Origin of the sequence: Bacillus cereus group sp. TH152-1LC (genome assembly GCF_027710505.1) — a bacterium.
Lineage (GTDB): Bacteria > Bacillota > Bacilli > Bacillales > Bacillaceae_G > Bacillus_A > Bacillus_A mobilis.
Window position 1 is genome coordinate 179,256 of record NZ_JAQFNK010000003.1, and the last position, 15,099, is coordinate 194,354.

Consider the following 15,099-nt stretch of genomic DNA (forward strand, 5'->3'; position numbering starts at 1 on the left):
TGAAAATTACTAATATCCCTCTAATAAATGAAAACGTTTTATTTTTTTGTTTATTTTTTAAATCTATTAGTTTATAATGAACTCAAAGAAAACGTTTGCATAATTATTTCTAGGGGGAAATACCATGGCAGAACTGAAATTAGAAAACATTTATAAAATATATGATAATAACGTAACAGCTGTAACAGACTTCAATTTACACATTCAAGATAAAGAGTTTATCGTATTTGTCGGTCCTTCTGGATGCGGAAAATCTACAACATTACGAATGGTGGCTGGGCTTGAAGATATTTCAAAAGGAGAGTTTTCAATTGATGGTAAGCTAATGAATGATGTCCCTCCAAAAGATCGCGATATTGCAATGGTCTTCCAAAACTATGCCCTATATCCACATATGAGTGTGTATGATAATATGGCATTTGGATTAAAACTTAGAAAAATACCAAAAGATGAAATCGATCGTCGTGTGAAAGATGCAGCAAAAATTTTAGGACTGGAACAATATTTAGATAGAAAACCGAAAGCGTTATCTGGTGGACAACGTCAACGTGTTGCGTTAGGTAGAGCAATTGTTCGAGACGCGAAAGTTTTCTTAATGGATGAGCCTTTATCTAACTTAGACGCGAAATTACGTGTTGCAATGCGCTCAGAAATTTCTAAATTACACCACCGTCTTGGAACGACAACAATTTACGTAACACATGATCAAACAGAAGCAATGACAATGGCTTCACGTCTTGTTGTTATGAAAGATGGAAAGATTCAACAAATCGGAACGCCAAAAGAAGTATATGAAACACCTGAAAATATTTTCGTTGGTGGATTTATCGGCTCTCCAGCGATGAATTTCTTCCGTGGTAAATTAACTGAAAACGATTTCGTTATAGACAACACAATAAAGGTCAAAGTATCTGAAGGAAAAATGAAGATGTTACGTGAACAAGGCTATGTAAATAAGGAAATTGTTTTAGGCATTCGTCCTGAAGACATTCATGATGAACTTTTATTTTTAGAAGCTTCACAATCTACTGCTTTCAAAACAAAAATCGAAGTTGCTGAGTTACTAGGTGCTGAGTCTATTTTATATATGAAACTTGGAGATCAAGATTTTGCAGCACGTGTTGATGCAAGACATACATTTTCACCTGGTGACGAAATTAAACTAGCATTGGATATGAATAAAGCGCATTTCTTTGATAGCCAAACTGAACAACGTATTCGTTAAAAAGTAATTTTCTGCTATATAACATACAAAAAAACCGTCCACATATTTTGAGGGCGGTTTTCATTATTATACGAGGGCTTCTACTGTATGAAATGATTGTCCTTTCGTGCCAATAATACCGAAAATCGGTAAGTCACTCAGCACCACTTCTTCTTGCTGTTTCATAAATGATGACGTTAATTGTTTTATCTCTATCCAAACGTCATTAATACAAAGTACATTGGAATCGTTCTCTTGTTGGCGAGAAAAAATAGAATCTATTTTATATAAACCAGCATTTTGAAAAAGCATATCAATGCGATTGAATGCATTCAAAGTAACACTGATAACGCGTTGCCAATCTCCTTGCTTTTCCATATCATAGGATACAAAAAGTGCTTCTCCGCCTAGATTCGTAATTTCTTCCACTGTTGCTTGTCCACTTTCTTGATCAATGTCCGTCACAATTACTTTTGCGCCTTGTTTAGCCAACAAAAGAGCTGTATTACGTCCAATACCGATGCCACCGCCAGTTACGATAGCAACTTTTCCTGCAAGCTTCATTTTCATTACCCCTTCTATAAGTCTTACCGTTATTCAGTATACTGCTTTATGAGATTAGTCTGCAAGCAAGAAAAGTTGCTTATTTATTTGTAAGCGATTACTTTTTTATTCCTTCTTTTTTCTTACTATTACGCTGATCGAAAACTAAACCGATGAAAATTAAAATCCCCCAAAAGATTACACTACCTCCAGTCATTTCAATTTCCCCCTTATTATATAAAGTGAAACTTTAATCAGTGGGGGTTTTGTTCATCCTCCACTGATTATTAGCCCCCACCAATCGGACGTTTACGGACAGTTGATCTCCCACCTAACTTCTTTGCTTCAACTGAATTTTGAGGTGGGAGTTTTACTGTCCGTTAACGCGGGATAAAGATATTATTTTAATTATTATAACATTTTCTCAATTTTCAATCTATTAAAACCAAAAATGATATGGATTAACTTTTTCCTATTATATATCCTTTAAAATATATTTGAATAATAAAGTGAAACTTTAATCAATGGGGGTTTTCCTCATCCCCCACTGATTATTAGCCCTCACCAATCGGACTTTAATGGGCAGCCCGACCCCCACCTAACTTCTTTGCTTTCGCTGAATTTTGAGGTGGAGGTCTTACTGCCCATTAAAGCGGGATAAAAAAGACCCTCTTATTTTATGTATAAAAAGGTCTCTGTTTTATTATACAAGACTTATCACTTTTGTTTTTGTAATTAAATCTTGAAAACCACAATTATCTTTGCGGAATAACATCATATATACGTTACATAATATCGGAATTCCAAGTAGCAATATGTTCGGTAATAACAATACAAAAAATCTTATAATTAATGTTTGTAATGTTAACTTTTCACTCTTCAATGAAATTAATTTTATTCTCGTTACCTTTTTACCAAGTGTAACACCGTTCCAAATAAAGGGTACCAAAATAAAATATATCGCCATTAATATAAAAACTACTGTGAGATCATATCTATAATCACCAAAACTAATATTAAAGCGATTAAAAATAGCACTATAATTTCCGGTCATAATAGCTACTACTGCGCCATACATAACCGAGATTAAAAACATGTCAATTAGGGAAGCACCTATGCGATTCATTACAAGCGCTGGACGATGCATCTTTAACTTCATTTTATGTCGACTCCTTCATATCCTTCTTTACCCGTCTCATCGTACCACTTCTAAAAAACATTGTAAACTAGCGTTTCTCTTACTTTTCTTGTACAATGTGTTACAACAGCATTATAAAGGAGGTTCCCATATTGAAAAAATGGATAATCCTATTCGTCGCATTCCTATTAGCCGGTTGTGCTGGAAATACAAATCATATAACTTATACGATTAACGATGAATACGAACTCATACGTACTTCTGGAAATGCATTTGAACTTTTCCCATCGCAAGATGCTGTATATGCCACACAATACATTCCTGCAAAACTTACAGACATAGCTTGGGATGATAAATACATTATTGCAAAACAAATTGAGGAAAAATCAGATCCGAATAACCCTGACGGGGCAATTGCAAATAAAAAAAGTGAGTATTATTGGATTATCGACGTAAAGCATAATAAACGGTTTGGCCCGTATAATGAAAAGCAATTTAATGAACAAAAAGATGCGTTTAAAATTAAGGTACCTTTTCAAAGTGTAGATTCATACATAAAAGAACAGAAAAAACAGTCAGCATAGTTGTTTGAGCGCTGACTGTTTTTTCTTACATATTTTTAAAAAACTCTTACTCAGAAAGTGAGATATTAAAAGTTTGTGGCTCTTTTACAACATCTTGCGTTTCTGTATCTGCTGCGATTACATTATCTGTTGTAAACTTAATATCCTTTACCTTTTCTTTTCCATCATCAAGTATTAAGCCGATAATACCATTTCTTGTTTCACCAGGCTTATAGTCTTCCCTTGATACATTTTTTGTACCAACGAGCGTATCTTCATCATATAAAAAGTTTTGAGTTGCTACTTTAAAATGTTGCTTATCATTAATCGTAACATCATTCATAGAGAAAAATTGTATATTTTTATTCCCGCTATTTTCCACCTTATATGTAATTTCAACGTAACGAATCGTATCACTAATCTCAGTACCACTGATCGATGCATATAACTCTGCATCTTCTTGACTTACTTTATCTCCTAATCTACGCTTTACTTCTTCAGGAGTTAATGCCGTATATACTTTTAATGTATTTTTTGCATCTTTACTCATCTGCGATAAAGAGATTACTTTCACATCTTGTACGTGAATTTTCATTGGTGCTACTTCAAATGTTTGATTCACAGAATGGATCTGTTCTAATTTAAAAGTACCCCATCCTGTTTCTTTCACTTTTTGTCCTACTTTTTTCAGCTCACGCCCACCATATTCTTTTGTTTCAGGAATAGATTCTTTCTTCTTCGGTTCAGCTTTCTTTTCTTCTTGATGGAAGCAACCACTTAACATAAGAAGAAAACTACATAAAACAAAAATACTTTTCCATGCTTTCATCATATAATTTCTCCTAACACTATCATTCAGTAATGTAAATTAGTCCCTTGCTTTGTAAACTATAGAAACAATGAGGAGTCCACAAAACGAACTTGTCAGTCCAGATACTATTATACCTCCTATTTGGAAAATATGAAAATAGGGATCTATAAACGCTTGAACGATAAATACTATAGCTGCGACAATGATTGACGAAACCCAATACTTCCTTTTTTCTGAAGCTATCATCATATCTTTCCCTGTTTCATCTTTATACTTCCATAGTACGTATAATAGTAATAATAAACCTACACATGTACTTCCGTGTTGCATGTATTTATACACTGGGATACTATGTAATTCTCTTTGTAACAATGCTATTTTCATAACGAAGTAGCCTGTATGATGAGTAAACGCATCCCAAACGACATGCGTGAGCATACCAAATAAAGCAGAATAGCAAAATACAAAGAAATCCTTCCATGTATGAAGCCCCCACCTCTCATCTACTGCATATGTATAGTAGCCAGCAAACGGTTTAGGTAAATGTGTTATAAACGGCTTTTTTAAAATGTAATGATATATGTATGCGAGTAGAAATACAAGCGGCAAATTTAAATATAAGAATCCAAGCCATGTATGCCCAATAACACCATACGGCCTAAAGCGTAAAAAATATTCAAAATCAGGCGCCATACTCCCTAATATAAGAGCCGTTACTGAAATATATTGAGAACGCTTTTTCACCAAAGGAAGAATTGCTGCTGGGTGTGCAAATGTAAACGGCATGTTTTGACTCCTTTTCATATCTTCATTAGAATACCATCTATCATAACGAGAGAATTGATCTTGATGCAATATTTATTTTCACATTGGAATATGGTAGTTTACATGTTATAATCCACATGAAATATTCAGAAAATAAGGAGGGGTTCATATGTCATTAACACTTGTCTTTTTTCTTGTTCTGTTTATCTTCTTTGTACTTACATACATCAGCTTTTTTCTGTGGAAGCACTTAAAGATTATAAAATACCTTCCTGCTCTCGTTGGCTTTATGAGCGTTCTTTTCATTTTTATATGGCAGAGAATGTCTTTTGGCTGGGAAGGTCTCGGTTTTGGTGCACTTCAATATACAATACTATTTGCAAGTTGTCTTACACTTGTATTTGCTGCTTTTTTAGAATCAAAATCCGTTATGAATTGAGGTTTATATATTGATTGACGTACCCTTTTTAAAAAATGTCACATTAAAGAAAGAAAATATCCCTAGTTTTTCCACATATCCTTACTGTTTACCCGCTATCCAAAAATTACAATCTCTAGCTTTTCATCCAAATGTAACATTCATTATTGGAGAAAACGGAACCGGTAAATCAACATTACTTGAAGCAATTGCAATCGCTTTAGGTTTTAACGCAGAAGGTGGAACGAAAAACTTCCGCTTTAGCACAAACGATTCACATTCATCTTTACATGAATACCTTCGCATTTCTAAAAGTTTCAATACACCAAGTGATGGTTTCTTTCTTCGCGCTGAATCATTTTATAACGTTGCTTCTTATATTGATGAAATGGATGCCGATCCATACGCACGTGGAAATCCAGTTATTGACTCATATGGTGGCACCTCACTACACAACCAATCACACGGTGAATCATTTTTCTCCTTATTTATGCATCGTTTTTCAGGACAAGGTTTATACATTTTAGATGAGCCTGAGGCAGCTTTATCACCAATGAGACAACTTTCCATGCTCATTCGAATGCACGAACTAGCGGAACAAGGTTCACAATTTGTTATCGCGACGCATTCTCCTATTTTAATGGCTTACCCTGAATCCACTATATACTCTTTAACACAAGAAGGGATTCACGAATCCGCCTTAGAAGACACTGAGCATTACCAAACGACAAAACTTTTCTTTGAAAACCGTGATCGACTATTCCAGCATCTATTTGAATCGTAAAAAAGAAGCAGCAAGCGCTGCTTCTTTTTTATAGTGCTTCTATAAATAATGCTACCCCAATACCGCCGCCGACGCATAGAGAGGCAATTCCTTTTTCTAAACCACGTCTCTTCAATTCATGAATTAAACTTACCGTAATACGAGCTCCTGTACAACCGATTGGATGTCCAAGTCCTACACCACTACCGTTTACATTCACTTTTTCACGGTCTAAACCTAATTCTTTCTCTACAGCTAGGTATTGAGCCGCGAAAGCTTCATTAATTTCAAGTAAATCTGCATCTTCTAATGACCAATCTACTTTTTCTAATCCTTTACGAATTGCTGGTGCTGGTCCAATACCCATAATTTTCGGATCTACTCCAGCTACTGAATATCCAACAATTCTAGCTAACGGTTGTAAGCCTTTTTCTTTCGCTTTTTCTTCGCTCATTAATACTAGAACCGCACTTCCATCATTCAGGCCAGATGCATTCCCTGCCGTTACTGATCCGTCTTTACGGAAAGCTGGTTTTAATCCTGCTAATTTTTCCGCTGTAATATCTGCACGTGGATGTTCATCCTTCGAAAATACTATTTCTTTTCTACGTTCTTTTATCGTAATAGGAACAATTTGATCGTCAAAGTATCCAGACTCAATTGCTTGCAGTGCCAATGTATGACTACGAAGCGCAACTTCATCTTGTTCCTCTCTTGTAATTTCATATTGGTCAACTAGATTTTCAGCTGTTTCACCCATCATAATATGGTGAATTGGATCTTCTAGTACTTCCCACACCGTATCACGAATTTCTCCGTGCTGTAGACGTTGTCCCCAGCGGTGCTGTTTTAATGCATAAGGGCTTGAGCTCATTGCTTCTACTCCACCTGCAATAACAACATCACTTACACCTAATTGAATTTGCATTGCAGCTGACATAATTGCTTGCATACCTGAAGAACATTGGCGTTGGATTGTATACCCCGTAACTGTGTCAGGAAATCCTGCCGCTAATGCAGCTGTTCTTGCAGTATTTGCTTCATCAGTTCTTTGAATACAATGACCTAAAATTACTTCATCAACTTCGTGTGGTTCTACCCCGCCTCGTTTTACAGCTTCCTGAAGTACAGGAACCGCTAATTCTACTGGCGTTACATTTTTTAGCGCTCCTCCAAAAGTTCCAATTGGCGAACGAACTGCAGCTGTAATAACAACATTATGCATTTTGCACTTGCCCCTCTCTTATGTACCCTAGTCAGTTTTTAGGTGAAATTCCATAAGATGTATGTCTACATCTATCATACTATAAACATACTAAAAAATCAAAATATTTAATATAATAAAAATAGAAGGAATTAACCTTCTATTCTGTTAATGCATATAAAAATTTTTGTAAAATTTTCTCTGTCGTTTCATTCAATTTTGGTAACTTATCTACCGGAAAATATTGAAGCTTCAATCCCTCATGATCAAGCCTTAGCTCTCCACTCACATGATGCCCCTGATACAGATGAATGACATTAAAAATTTCATCTCCATTAGGATAACGGAAATATACTTCCTTTCCTGATAAGACACCTAGAAATTGCATTATTTTTGCAGTTAATCCCGTCTCCTCGAATAATTCTCGGCGAGCAGTTTCTTCAGTCGTTTCTCCTAGTTCCATCGCGCCGCCAGGTACACCCCAATCATATGTATCTGAATGATATTGAAGCAATACTTCTTGATTATCATTTAGTATAATTATTGCTGATCCAACGAGAATAAGTGGTCTTGTCCCAACGACTTTGCGTAACTCTTCAATATACCCCATTATGTAAACTCTCCTTTCCTCACCCTCCCTTATCATAACAAAATTTTTCTCCTTTTGTTGATGTAATTTCCAAGAAAAAAAAGGAAGCTTTCGCCTCCCTTTTTTCACCCTTATTTCTTAAAACTTTCATATTTTACAGCTTCAAAAGCTTCTTCAATTTCATCATTACGATAATGAACATATGTAAAACGTCCTAACTCTACTAATCTTGCTATTTCTTGTAACGCTTTATGTTGCTCATATGTTTCCTCCAGCTTAATATGTACATAAAACTTCATCAACGGATGTTCATATAAAGGTTCTCCCACCTCTACATATACATCTTCCACCCCTTGCACAACTCTTACATAACTTGCAAATTGATAAAGAGCTTCTCTGTCTGAAACGATTTTTAATGTATACATATATTCTCCCCCTTTCCTTTACTATATCAAAAAGATGATCAAACTACGTTATAGAACTATGAAATTTTTTCGACTTGTAATAAACAAGGCGTTTATCCATACATAGGGTCTTTTCCTAACATATATTATAGGAAGAATTTTTTCAGTTGAGGTGTTCCTTATGGATCCATACGTCAATATATGTATTTGCATTACTCCAGGCACCAACATTTCTGATGACCGTATCGCAAAAGATTTAGCAGTTGCAGAATCAATTTGGCACCCCATTACATTTCAAATTAAAGACGTAATTATTTTAAATGAACTTTTTCGTTTTTCTGACCGTGAAATTAGTTATAAAAATTCTATTCAAAGTCAGGAAAAATTAGCATCCTTTTTCCAAACATGTGTAAATGAAGCTCCTGAATGCGACCTTTACATTTGTTATATTGGTAGTGATTATTTTAAAGAAACAGCGGTCATTGCCTGCGCTTACTCTTTAGCAAAACAACAGCAACTTACTGGTTATATCGTTTTAACAAATTCGGCTGCTCCTATGAAAAATATATATACGCTCGCTCACGAAGTCGGTCATATTTTATTTACAAGACGTATTCATGGAAAACTTACTCACGCAGATCCTCATTCCCCAACTGGCTCGGAGCACCATCCCTCTCCAACAAATCTTATGTATCCGATAGTCCCGCGCCCTGAAAGTGTTCATATTCAGTCACTATTAACGAACGAACAAAAAGCACTCTCTTTACAAAGTGCTTTATTACAAAGAAAAAAACAGTAACAATCTTGTTACTGTTTAAAACAACTTATTCCAATCCATAAACGAAAGCCCGGCTGCAAAGGATACACTATACACCTAAACCGAATCCCTCTAAAAATCAAAATATAGTATTTCTTTGGAAATAATTTTTTGTATATCCAGAGCAGCCCTTTTCCTACTTAAACTAAAAAGATACATTTAGGCTTATCCCCTAATAAAATATTAAAATAGTCATCATGTATTTCTTTTGATGAAAACAACATAGTTGATTTTAGAAATCAAATCCTTCATATACCTATAAATAACTGTCCCTCTTGTTTATTCGTATACTTCTCTTTTTTCTAATTTGATATGAATTTTTAAAAGCATATAAATAACAATGAAAAGAATTATTTGCTGCACATACATTCCAATAATATTTGATACATCTATTATTACAAACACATATTCTAATACAATTGGAACTAGTAAATACGACAAAGTAAACCAACCACCAAATTTAATATTTATAACAACCGCTAAAAGAACTACTACACCAACAAGAATTAAGCTTTCCGTACTAGTAAACTTAATAAATGTTGTACCATAAAACTTATTTAATAATGCAATACTAAAAATTAATAAAAACCATATCGCACCGCTTATATACATTATTAAAAATTCAGTTCTTTTACGCTTAAATGATGCTGTTCTCATTCCCCATATTAATACAGTAATTCCTACAAAAATCATAATCGGATAACCAATTAACTCAATTAAAGAATAAGATAAACGATGGTTGAATTCACTAAAGAATACGCTCTTCATCATTGTGAAAGCCAATAAATTTACAATAAAGTAAAGTAATAATTTATAATTACCTTTTCTATCTATATCCATCTCTTCCGCAAGTTGATTAGCATATTCTTGTGAAGCATGACCAAATATATCACTTACCGTCTTTCCCTTCTTCTCACCTTCTATTAAATGTAGTTCAGCATCTTCTATAAAGGAAATAATATCAGTTTCTCTAATGCCCTTGGTTCGTAAATAGCCTTGGGTATCATCTAAAAATTTTTGCCCTTCATTCGATAACACTTTTATCCCCCCTTATTTAACCGCTTCTCTTCTATTCATCTTCAGCATAATTTCAAGGAAAATTAAAATAAACAAACTTCCGTATAAACATATAATTTGAAATAACATTGGCATGAGATCTTCCGAAGTAAATGTTTTAAACAGTAACATAATTGAAAGCGGAATGATTAAATATAAGTTTTTAAACCATCCTTCAAAATACATATTTATCGCTATTGTAATAATAAAAATAGCTCCAGCTAATATATAACTTTGCGTTTGGGTGAATGTAAACATTTTTGTAGGATAAATCACATCTAATATCGTAACAACTCCTATTAAAAACATTGGCGCAATCATAACTAAAAACCACATAGAAAACCACGTTTTTGTAAAACTTGTTACGAAGGTCATTTTACGAAGTAGAAAATTAGGACCTATAACAACTAAAATCAATGACAAACTATACCCCACGCACTGAATAAGCGATATCTGTAACATTCCGTTATTCACTATTAAGATAGAAGCAATAATCCAAAACGATACGATATTCATTACTGTAAAACCAATTTGCTTCCACGTTTCCTGTCTATCCTTTTCCATTACTTTTACAAGTTCATTTGCATATTCTTTCGGTGAGCTTCCGAAAATATCTTCTACACTTTTCCCATCACTCTCACCCTCGATTAAATGGAGTTCTGCATCTTCTATAAAATTTTCAATATCGCTTTCTTTCACACCCTTTGCCACTAAAAATAATCTCATATCTAATAAAAACTTTCGTGCTTCATTTGATAGCATTATTTTTTTCTCCCCTTCCCCTCAAGTAGACGCTCTACACTACTTTGCATCGCTTCCCAGCGATCCATAAATTCATGAAGCGCTTCCTCGCCTTTTTCAGTTAATGTATAATATTTTCGCTTTGGGCCAGATGGAGATTCCTTCATTACACTTGTTATTAATCCTTCCTTTTGCATTCGTATTAATAACGGATAAATACTTCCCTCACTCGCCATTGTAAAGCCATACTTCGCTAGCTTTTCACTCATTTCATAACCGTATATTTCACCTTCAGAAATAATAGCAAGTAAGCATCCTTCTAAAATCCCTTTCAGCATTTGACTTGTCGACATAATTCAAATCCTCCCACTATCTTGTTTTACAAGATAGATAAGCGTAAGTATCTTGCTTTACAAAGTAGTATAGCAGAGACTATTTTGTAAAACAAGATAGCGAACAATATTTTTCCAAATCTTTGCAGGATTTTTATTATCTGCCCTCTAAATAGAGCAATATGAGAACTTTATTACGAAGGGATGTTTTTCACCATGGTTACAAATCGTGTTGTCTTTTTAACAGGTGCTGCAAGTGGTATTGGTTATGAAATGGGAAACGCTTTTGCAAAAGAAGGTGCAAAAGTTGTGATTACCGATCGTCTTGAAGAACGTGCAAAAGAAGCTGCTGACCAATTACAAAAAGAAGGCTATCAAGCTATCGGTTTAAAATGTGATGTTACATCTGAAGAAGAAATTACAGCTGCAATTTCTCAAACGGTTACTCATTTCGGTTCATTACATATATTAATTAATAACGCAGGAATGCAGCATGTTTCACCAATTGAAGAGTTTCCAACCGAAAAGTTTGAACAACTTATTAAAATTATGCAAATCGCTCCTTTTATCGCAATTAAGCACGCCTTCCCAATTATGAAAAAACAAAAGTATGGCCGAATTATTAATGTAGCCTCCATTAATGGCCTCGTTGGATTTGCAGGAAAATCCGCCTACAATAGCGCGAAGCATGGCGTAATTGGATTAACAAAAGTTGCCGCTTTAGAAGGCGCTACTCACGGAATTACCGTTAATGCGCTTTGTCCTGGTTATGTCGATACCCCTCTTGTACGTAATCAACTACAAGATTTAGCGACTACACGAAATGTACCGCTTGAAAATGTTTTAGAGGATGTCATTTATCCACTTGTCCCACAAAAGCGCCTATTACAAGTACAAGAAATTGCTGATTATGCTATGTTTTTAGCCAGCGAAAAAGCGAAAGGTATAACTGGTCAAGCTGTCGTTATCGATGGTGGTTATACTGCTCAATAAAAATAAAGTTTGCTCTTCGTGAGCAAACTTTATTTTTATCCCGAGGACCCTCCTACTTTAGTAATTGTGTAGGGAGTTTCTCGATCGCAACAATTACCCCATCTAATTTACTTTCAATACGATGAAGTAAATATAATATTACAACAATCGGAAAACCTACATTACCTATCATCCTGATCCACTCTTCCATCTTTCTCGCCTCCTCTCATTATATAAATAAGAGAAAAGAAAACATTTAGGCATAAAAAAACAAGCTATTATGTATTAGCTTGTCTTTCAAATAACGATGCAATTTCCCATTTATAATCTCCACGTATAATGCCTTTTTCAGTAATAATACCTGTAATTAATTCATTCGGTGTTACGTCAAATGCAGGATTATAAACAGTAGTTCCAATTGGCGCTACTTGTTTTCCAAAAATTTTCGTAACTTCTGTTTCATCTCTTTCTTCAATAACAATTTCAGCACCTGTTTGTTTCGTAATATCAAATGTGGATAGCGGAGCTGCAACATAGAACGGGATATCAAAATACTTTGCTAATATCGCTAAATTCATTGTTCCGATTTTATTCGCTGTATCTCCATTTGCGACAATTCGGTCCACTCCTACTATAATCGCGTTTATTTCTTTCGTTTGAATAGCATGAGCTGCGGTATTATCTGTAATAAGCGTTACATCAATATTTGCCTGTTTTAATTCCCAGGTTGTTAAACGCCCGCCTTGTAAAACCGGTCTCGTTTCACACGCATACGCATGTAAACGTACACCTTTTTCTTTCCCAATATAAAACGGTGCTAATGCAGTACCATATCTAGCAGTTGCAATACTGCCAGCGTTACAAATTGTTAAAATGTTATCATCGTCTTTAAAACATGTTAATGCATGTTCTCCAATACTCCGGCATACTGCTTCATCTTCTTGCTGAATGAAAAGCGCTTCTTCTTCTAATTTTTTTTGCGCTTCTTTTATTGTAGTAATTTCCCGAATGGATTCTCTCATACGATCGATTGCCCAAAATAAATTGACTGCTGTCGGGCGTGACGTTCCTAAATAATTACAATCTCTATTAAACTTCTTTTGAAATTCTTCAATATGTACAGTGTTATATTTTTTTGATGCAAGCGCCAAGCCAAATGCAGCTACAATTCCAATTGCAGGTGCCCCTCTTACTTCTAGCATGACAATACTTTTCCATACATCTTCAATTGTCGTTAATGTTTTGTATTCTGTACTATGCGGCAACTTTGTTTGATTTAATACTGCAATGGCATCGCCTTTCCAACTGACAGACCTTGGAATAGTAACAATTGTACTCATGCTTTTACCCCTCCAGAAACTGTCTGTTGGAATAGTGTTCGGAACAGTTGAATATCAGCGCTCTTAGATTCATATTTTATTAGTTCTCTACCTAAGTATAACGCCTGTTTCTTAGCTTGAATTCTCTTTTCTTTATTTGCTATTTCATCTAAATCAGCTACATGCGCTAAGCCAATTGTTCTACGGATAAGCTCACATCCGGCAAATCCAACGGCATCCGTAAAAATATTTTGCAAAATAATTGGCAACCATTGTTTCTCTTTCGTATATGCTTCTACACCTTCTCCAATCCATAACTTCGTAAAAGTTTCTACAAAATAACTCCATGTTTTCTCAATGTGGAAAAATAGCACACTTCTTTTTTCCTCTTCACGTGATAACGCATTTAATAATAAATTTGCAATAAATTGACCAAGATCAAATCCAAATGGACCATATGTTGCAAATTCTGGATCAATCACTTTCGTTTCAGAAGGTGATGAAAAAATACTTCCCGTATGTAAATCTCCATGAATGAGTGCTTCTTTTCTCGTTAAAAATTTATATTTATACTGTGCCACTTTCAGTTTGACAGTTTTGTCACTCCATAGTTCATCTACAGCTAGCTGCAACTCTGGTTCATAATCATTCGTATCGTAATGACCGAATGGATCTGTAAACACTAAATCTTCTGTAATTTTACAAAGGTCTGGGTTTACAAATGCACCTTCTAGTACCCTTTTCTCTTCTGACTCTAATCCGAAATCTGAAGTGTAAAACAACACATGTGCTAGAAAACGACCAATATGTTGGGATAAAAGTGGGTACTCCTCTCCATCTATTAATCCTTTTCTTGCAATTGTTAGTCTTGATAAATCTTCTATGACTGTTACCGCTAACTCTTCATCATGACTGTACACTACCGGCACATATTCCGGCACATACTTCGCGAAAATTTGTAATGCTTTACTTTCAATCGTCGCTCTTTTTATAGATAACGGCCAGCTCTCACCAACTACTTTTGCATATGGCAATGCTTGTTTTAGTATAATAGACTTCTCTCCATCACCTAATTTGAACACGTAATTTAAATTTCCATCTCCAATTTCATGACAAACTACATTTGCTTTCTTTTCAAAATAACCGTGTTCTTTCGCATATTGTATAGCTGTCGTTTCAGTCAATGAATAATATCCCATCTTCTTCTCCCCTTTTTTAAAATTCAGAGGTTTTTCTAACACAGAAAAACCTCTTTCCACTAAGAAAGAGGTTTGAAGTTTATCTTCTCCCCTCTTATCTGCCAGAAAGTAAACTTTCTGCTGGAATTAGCACCGTGCCTTTTGGCGTAAATAAACGCCCCATTTCACAATGGTATTACGGTCGGTTGCTGGGCTTCATCGGGCCAAATCCCTCCACCTGCTCTTGATAAGAGTTGTATAATTTTTTGAATTTTTAACTTT

At 34.9% G+C, this 15,099-nt stretch carries 20 protein-coding genes, 1 pseudogene and 1 riboswitch; of the genes and pseudogenes, 6 read left to right on the plus strand and 15 right to left on the minus strand.

The window, feature by feature from the left end; all coding sequences use genetic code 11:
- Positions 1-124 precede the first annotated feature (124 nt).
- Complete coding sequence (locus PDL00_RS10595) at positions 125-1,225, plus strand: ABC transporter ATP-binding protein (RefSeq protein WP_270728957.1); 1,101 nt, start codon at positions 125-127, stop codon at positions 1,223-1,225.
- A 66-nt stretch (positions 1,226-1,291) separates the two neighbouring features.
- Here PDL00_RS10595 and PDL00_RS10600 read toward each other — a convergent pair whose 3' ends face one another.
- The 3 genes from PDL00_RS10600 to PDL00_RS10610 all read right to left on the minus strand — a co-directional run bounded on the left by PDL00_RS10600 (position 1,292) and on the right by PDL00_RS10610 (position 2,906).
- Positions 1,292-1,801 carry an SDR family NAD(P)-dependent oxidoreductase gene (locus tag PDL00_RS10600; protein WP_270729196.1) on the minus strand — a complete coding sequence of 170 codons (510 nt, stop codon included), beginning with the start codon at positions 1,799-1,801 and terminating at the stop codon, positions 1,292-1,294.
- Positions 1,802-1,865: 64 nt separating this feature from the next.
- Positions 1,866-1,964 carry a hypothetical protein gene (locus PDL00_RS10605; RefSeq protein WP_000145656.1) on the minus strand — a complete coding sequence of 33 codons (99 nt, stop codon included), beginning with the start codon at positions 1,962-1,964 and terminating at the stop codon, positions 1,866-1,868.
- 486 nt (positions 1,965-2,450) lie between these two features.
- Positions 2,451-2,906, minus strand: coding sequence for an RDD family protein (locus tag PDL00_RS10610; protein WP_098124053.1), 456 nt, complete (start codon positions 2,904-2,906; stop codon positions 2,451-2,453).
- A gap of 131 nt (positions 2,907-3,037) precedes the next feature.
- On the opposite strand from PDL00_RS10610, the gene PDL00_RS10615 reads away from it, so the two are divergent.
- Entirely contained in the window at positions 3,038-3,469 is a 432-nt protein-coding gene (locus PDL00_RS10615; RefSeq protein ID WP_242240167.1) for a DUF3997 domain-containing protein, read from the plus strand.
- Positions 3,470-3,515: 46 nt separating this feature from the next.
- Here PDL00_RS10615 and PDL00_RS10620 read toward each other — a convergent pair whose 3' ends face one another.
- Together PDL00_RS10620 and PDL00_RS10625 are read right to left on the minus strand one after the other, a co-directional pair.
- Positions 3,516-4,280, minus strand: a complete 765-nt coding sequence (locus tag PDL00_RS10620) for a hypothetical protein (RefSeq protein WP_242257068.1) — start codon at positions 4,278-4,280, stop codon at positions 3,516-3,518.
- A 36-nt stretch (positions 4,281-4,316) separates the two neighbouring features.
- Complete coding sequence (locus PDL00_RS10625; RefSeq protein ID WP_242257069.1) at positions 4,317-5,045, minus strand: DUF4184 family protein; 729 nt, start codon at positions 5,043-5,045, stop codon at positions 4,317-4,319.
- A 148-nt stretch (positions 5,046-5,193) separates the two neighbouring features.
- Here PDL00_RS10625 and PDL00_RS10630 point away from each other — a divergent pair, with 148 nt between their 5' ends.
- A complete protein-coding gene (locus tag PDL00_RS10630; protein WP_242257070.1) occupies positions 5,194-5,463 on the plus strand; it encodes a hypothetical protein in 270 nt (89 codons plus the stop codon).
- A 10-nt stretch (positions 5,464-5,473) separates the two neighbouring features.
- A complete protein-coding gene (locus PDL00_RS10635) occupies positions 5,474-6,226 on the plus strand; it encodes an AAA family ATPase (protein ID WP_242257071.1) in 753 nt (250 codons plus the stop codon).
- 28 nt (positions 6,227-6,254) lie between these two features.
- Here the strand turns inward: PDL00_RS10635 and PDL00_RS10640 are convergent, their stop codons facing one another.
- The 3 genes from PDL00_RS10640 to PDL00_RS10650 all read right to left on the minus strand — a co-directional run bounded on the left by PDL00_RS10640 (position 6,255) and on the right by PDL00_RS10650 (position 8,423).
- Positions 6,255-7,430 (minus strand): acetyl-CoA C-acetyltransferase, encoded by a 1,176-nt coding sequence (locus PDL00_RS10640; RefSeq protein ID WP_061680446.1) that lies wholly within the window; start codon positions 7,428-7,430, stop codon positions 6,255-6,257.
- 139 nt (positions 7,431-7,569) lie between these two features.
- Positions 7,570-8,019: an NUDIX hydrolase gene (locus PDL00_RS10645; RefSeq protein ID WP_270728958.1), complete on the minus strand. Its 450-nt coding sequence runs from the start codon at positions 8,017-8,019 to the stop codon at positions 7,570-7,572.
- Positions 8,020-8,129: 110 nt separating this feature from the next.
- Positions 8,130-8,423 carry a DUF3928 family protein gene (locus tag PDL00_RS10650; RefSeq protein WP_000288327.1) on the minus strand — a complete coding sequence of 98 codons (294 nt, stop codon included), beginning with the start codon at positions 8,421-8,423 and terminating at the stop codon, positions 8,130-8,132.
- Between the two features lie 160 nt (positions 8,424-8,583).
- Here PDL00_RS10650 and PDL00_RS10655 point away from each other — a divergent pair, with 160 nt between their 5' ends.
- Entirely contained in the window at positions 8,584-9,201 is a 618-nt protein-coding gene (locus tag PDL00_RS10655) for a DUF955 domain-containing protein (protein ID WP_270728960.1), read from the plus strand.
- Between the two features lie 15 nt (positions 9,202-9,216).
- Here the strand turns inward: PDL00_RS10655 and PDL00_RS10660 are convergent.
- The 4 genes and pseudogenes from PDL00_RS10660 to PDL00_RS10675 form a co-directional block, all read right to left on the minus strand.
- Positions 9,217-9,443: pseudogene (locus PDL00_RS10660) on the minus strand (DNA-binding protein).
- Between the two features lie 55 nt (positions 9,444-9,498).
- On the minus strand, positions 9,499-10,257 hold the full coding sequence (locus PDL00_RS10665) for a DUF1129 domain-containing protein (protein ID WP_242257073.1): 759 nt from the start codon (positions 10,255-10,257) through the stop codon (positions 9,499-9,501).
- Between the two features lie 12 nt (positions 10,258-10,269).
- A complete protein-coding gene (locus PDL00_RS10670) occupies positions 10,270-11,037 on the minus strand; it encodes a DUF1129 domain-containing protein (protein ID WP_242257074.1) in 768 nt (255 codons plus the stop codon).
- Positions 11,037-11,369: a PadR family transcriptional regulator gene (locus tag PDL00_RS10675; protein ID WP_000107986.1), complete on the minus strand. Its 333-nt coding sequence runs from the start codon at positions 11,367-11,369 to the stop codon at positions 11,037-11,039. The genes PDL00_RS10670 and PDL00_RS10675 overlap by 1 nt, the downstream gene beginning before the upstream one ends.
- 195 nt (positions 11,370-11,564) lie before the next feature.
- Between PDL00_RS10675 and PDL00_RS10680 the strand changes: the two genes are divergently transcribed.
- Complete coding sequence (locus PDL00_RS10680) at positions 11,565-12,341, plus strand: 3-hydroxybutyrate dehydrogenase (protein WP_242257075.1); 777 nt, start codon at positions 11,565-11,567, stop codon at positions 12,339-12,341.
- Positions 12,342-12,393: 52 nt separating this feature from the next.
- Here PDL00_RS10680 and PDL00_RS10685 read toward each other — a convergent pair whose 3' ends face one another.
- From PDL00_RS10685 to mtnK, 3 genes are all read right to left on the minus strand, one after another.
- On the minus strand, positions 12,394-12,531 hold the full coding sequence (locus tag PDL00_RS10685; protein WP_270728964.1) for a YvrJ family protein: 138 nt from the start codon (positions 12,529-12,531) through the stop codon (positions 12,394-12,396).
- Positions 12,532-12,598: 67 nt separating this feature from the next.
- Positions 12,599-13,660, minus strand: coding sequence for an S-methyl-5-thioribose-1-phosphate isomerase (mtnA, locus tag PDL00_RS10690; RefSeq protein WP_270728966.1), 1,062 nt, complete (start codon positions 13,658-13,660; stop codon positions 12,599-12,601).
- The gene (gene mtnK / locus PDL00_RS10695; RefSeq protein ID WP_242257078.1) at positions 13,657-14,838 is read right to left on the minus strand and encodes an S-methyl-5-thioribose kinase; all 1,182 of its coding nucleotides are present in this window, start codon (positions 14,836-14,838) and stop codon (positions 13,657-13,659) included. Before mtnK ends, mtnA begins: the two co-directional genes overlap by 4 nt.
- A gap of 91 nt (positions 14,839-14,929) precedes the next feature.
- A riboswitch (SAM riboswitch) is annotated at positions 14,930-15,071 on the minus strand.
- Positions 15,072-15,099: the final 28 nt, after the last annotated feature.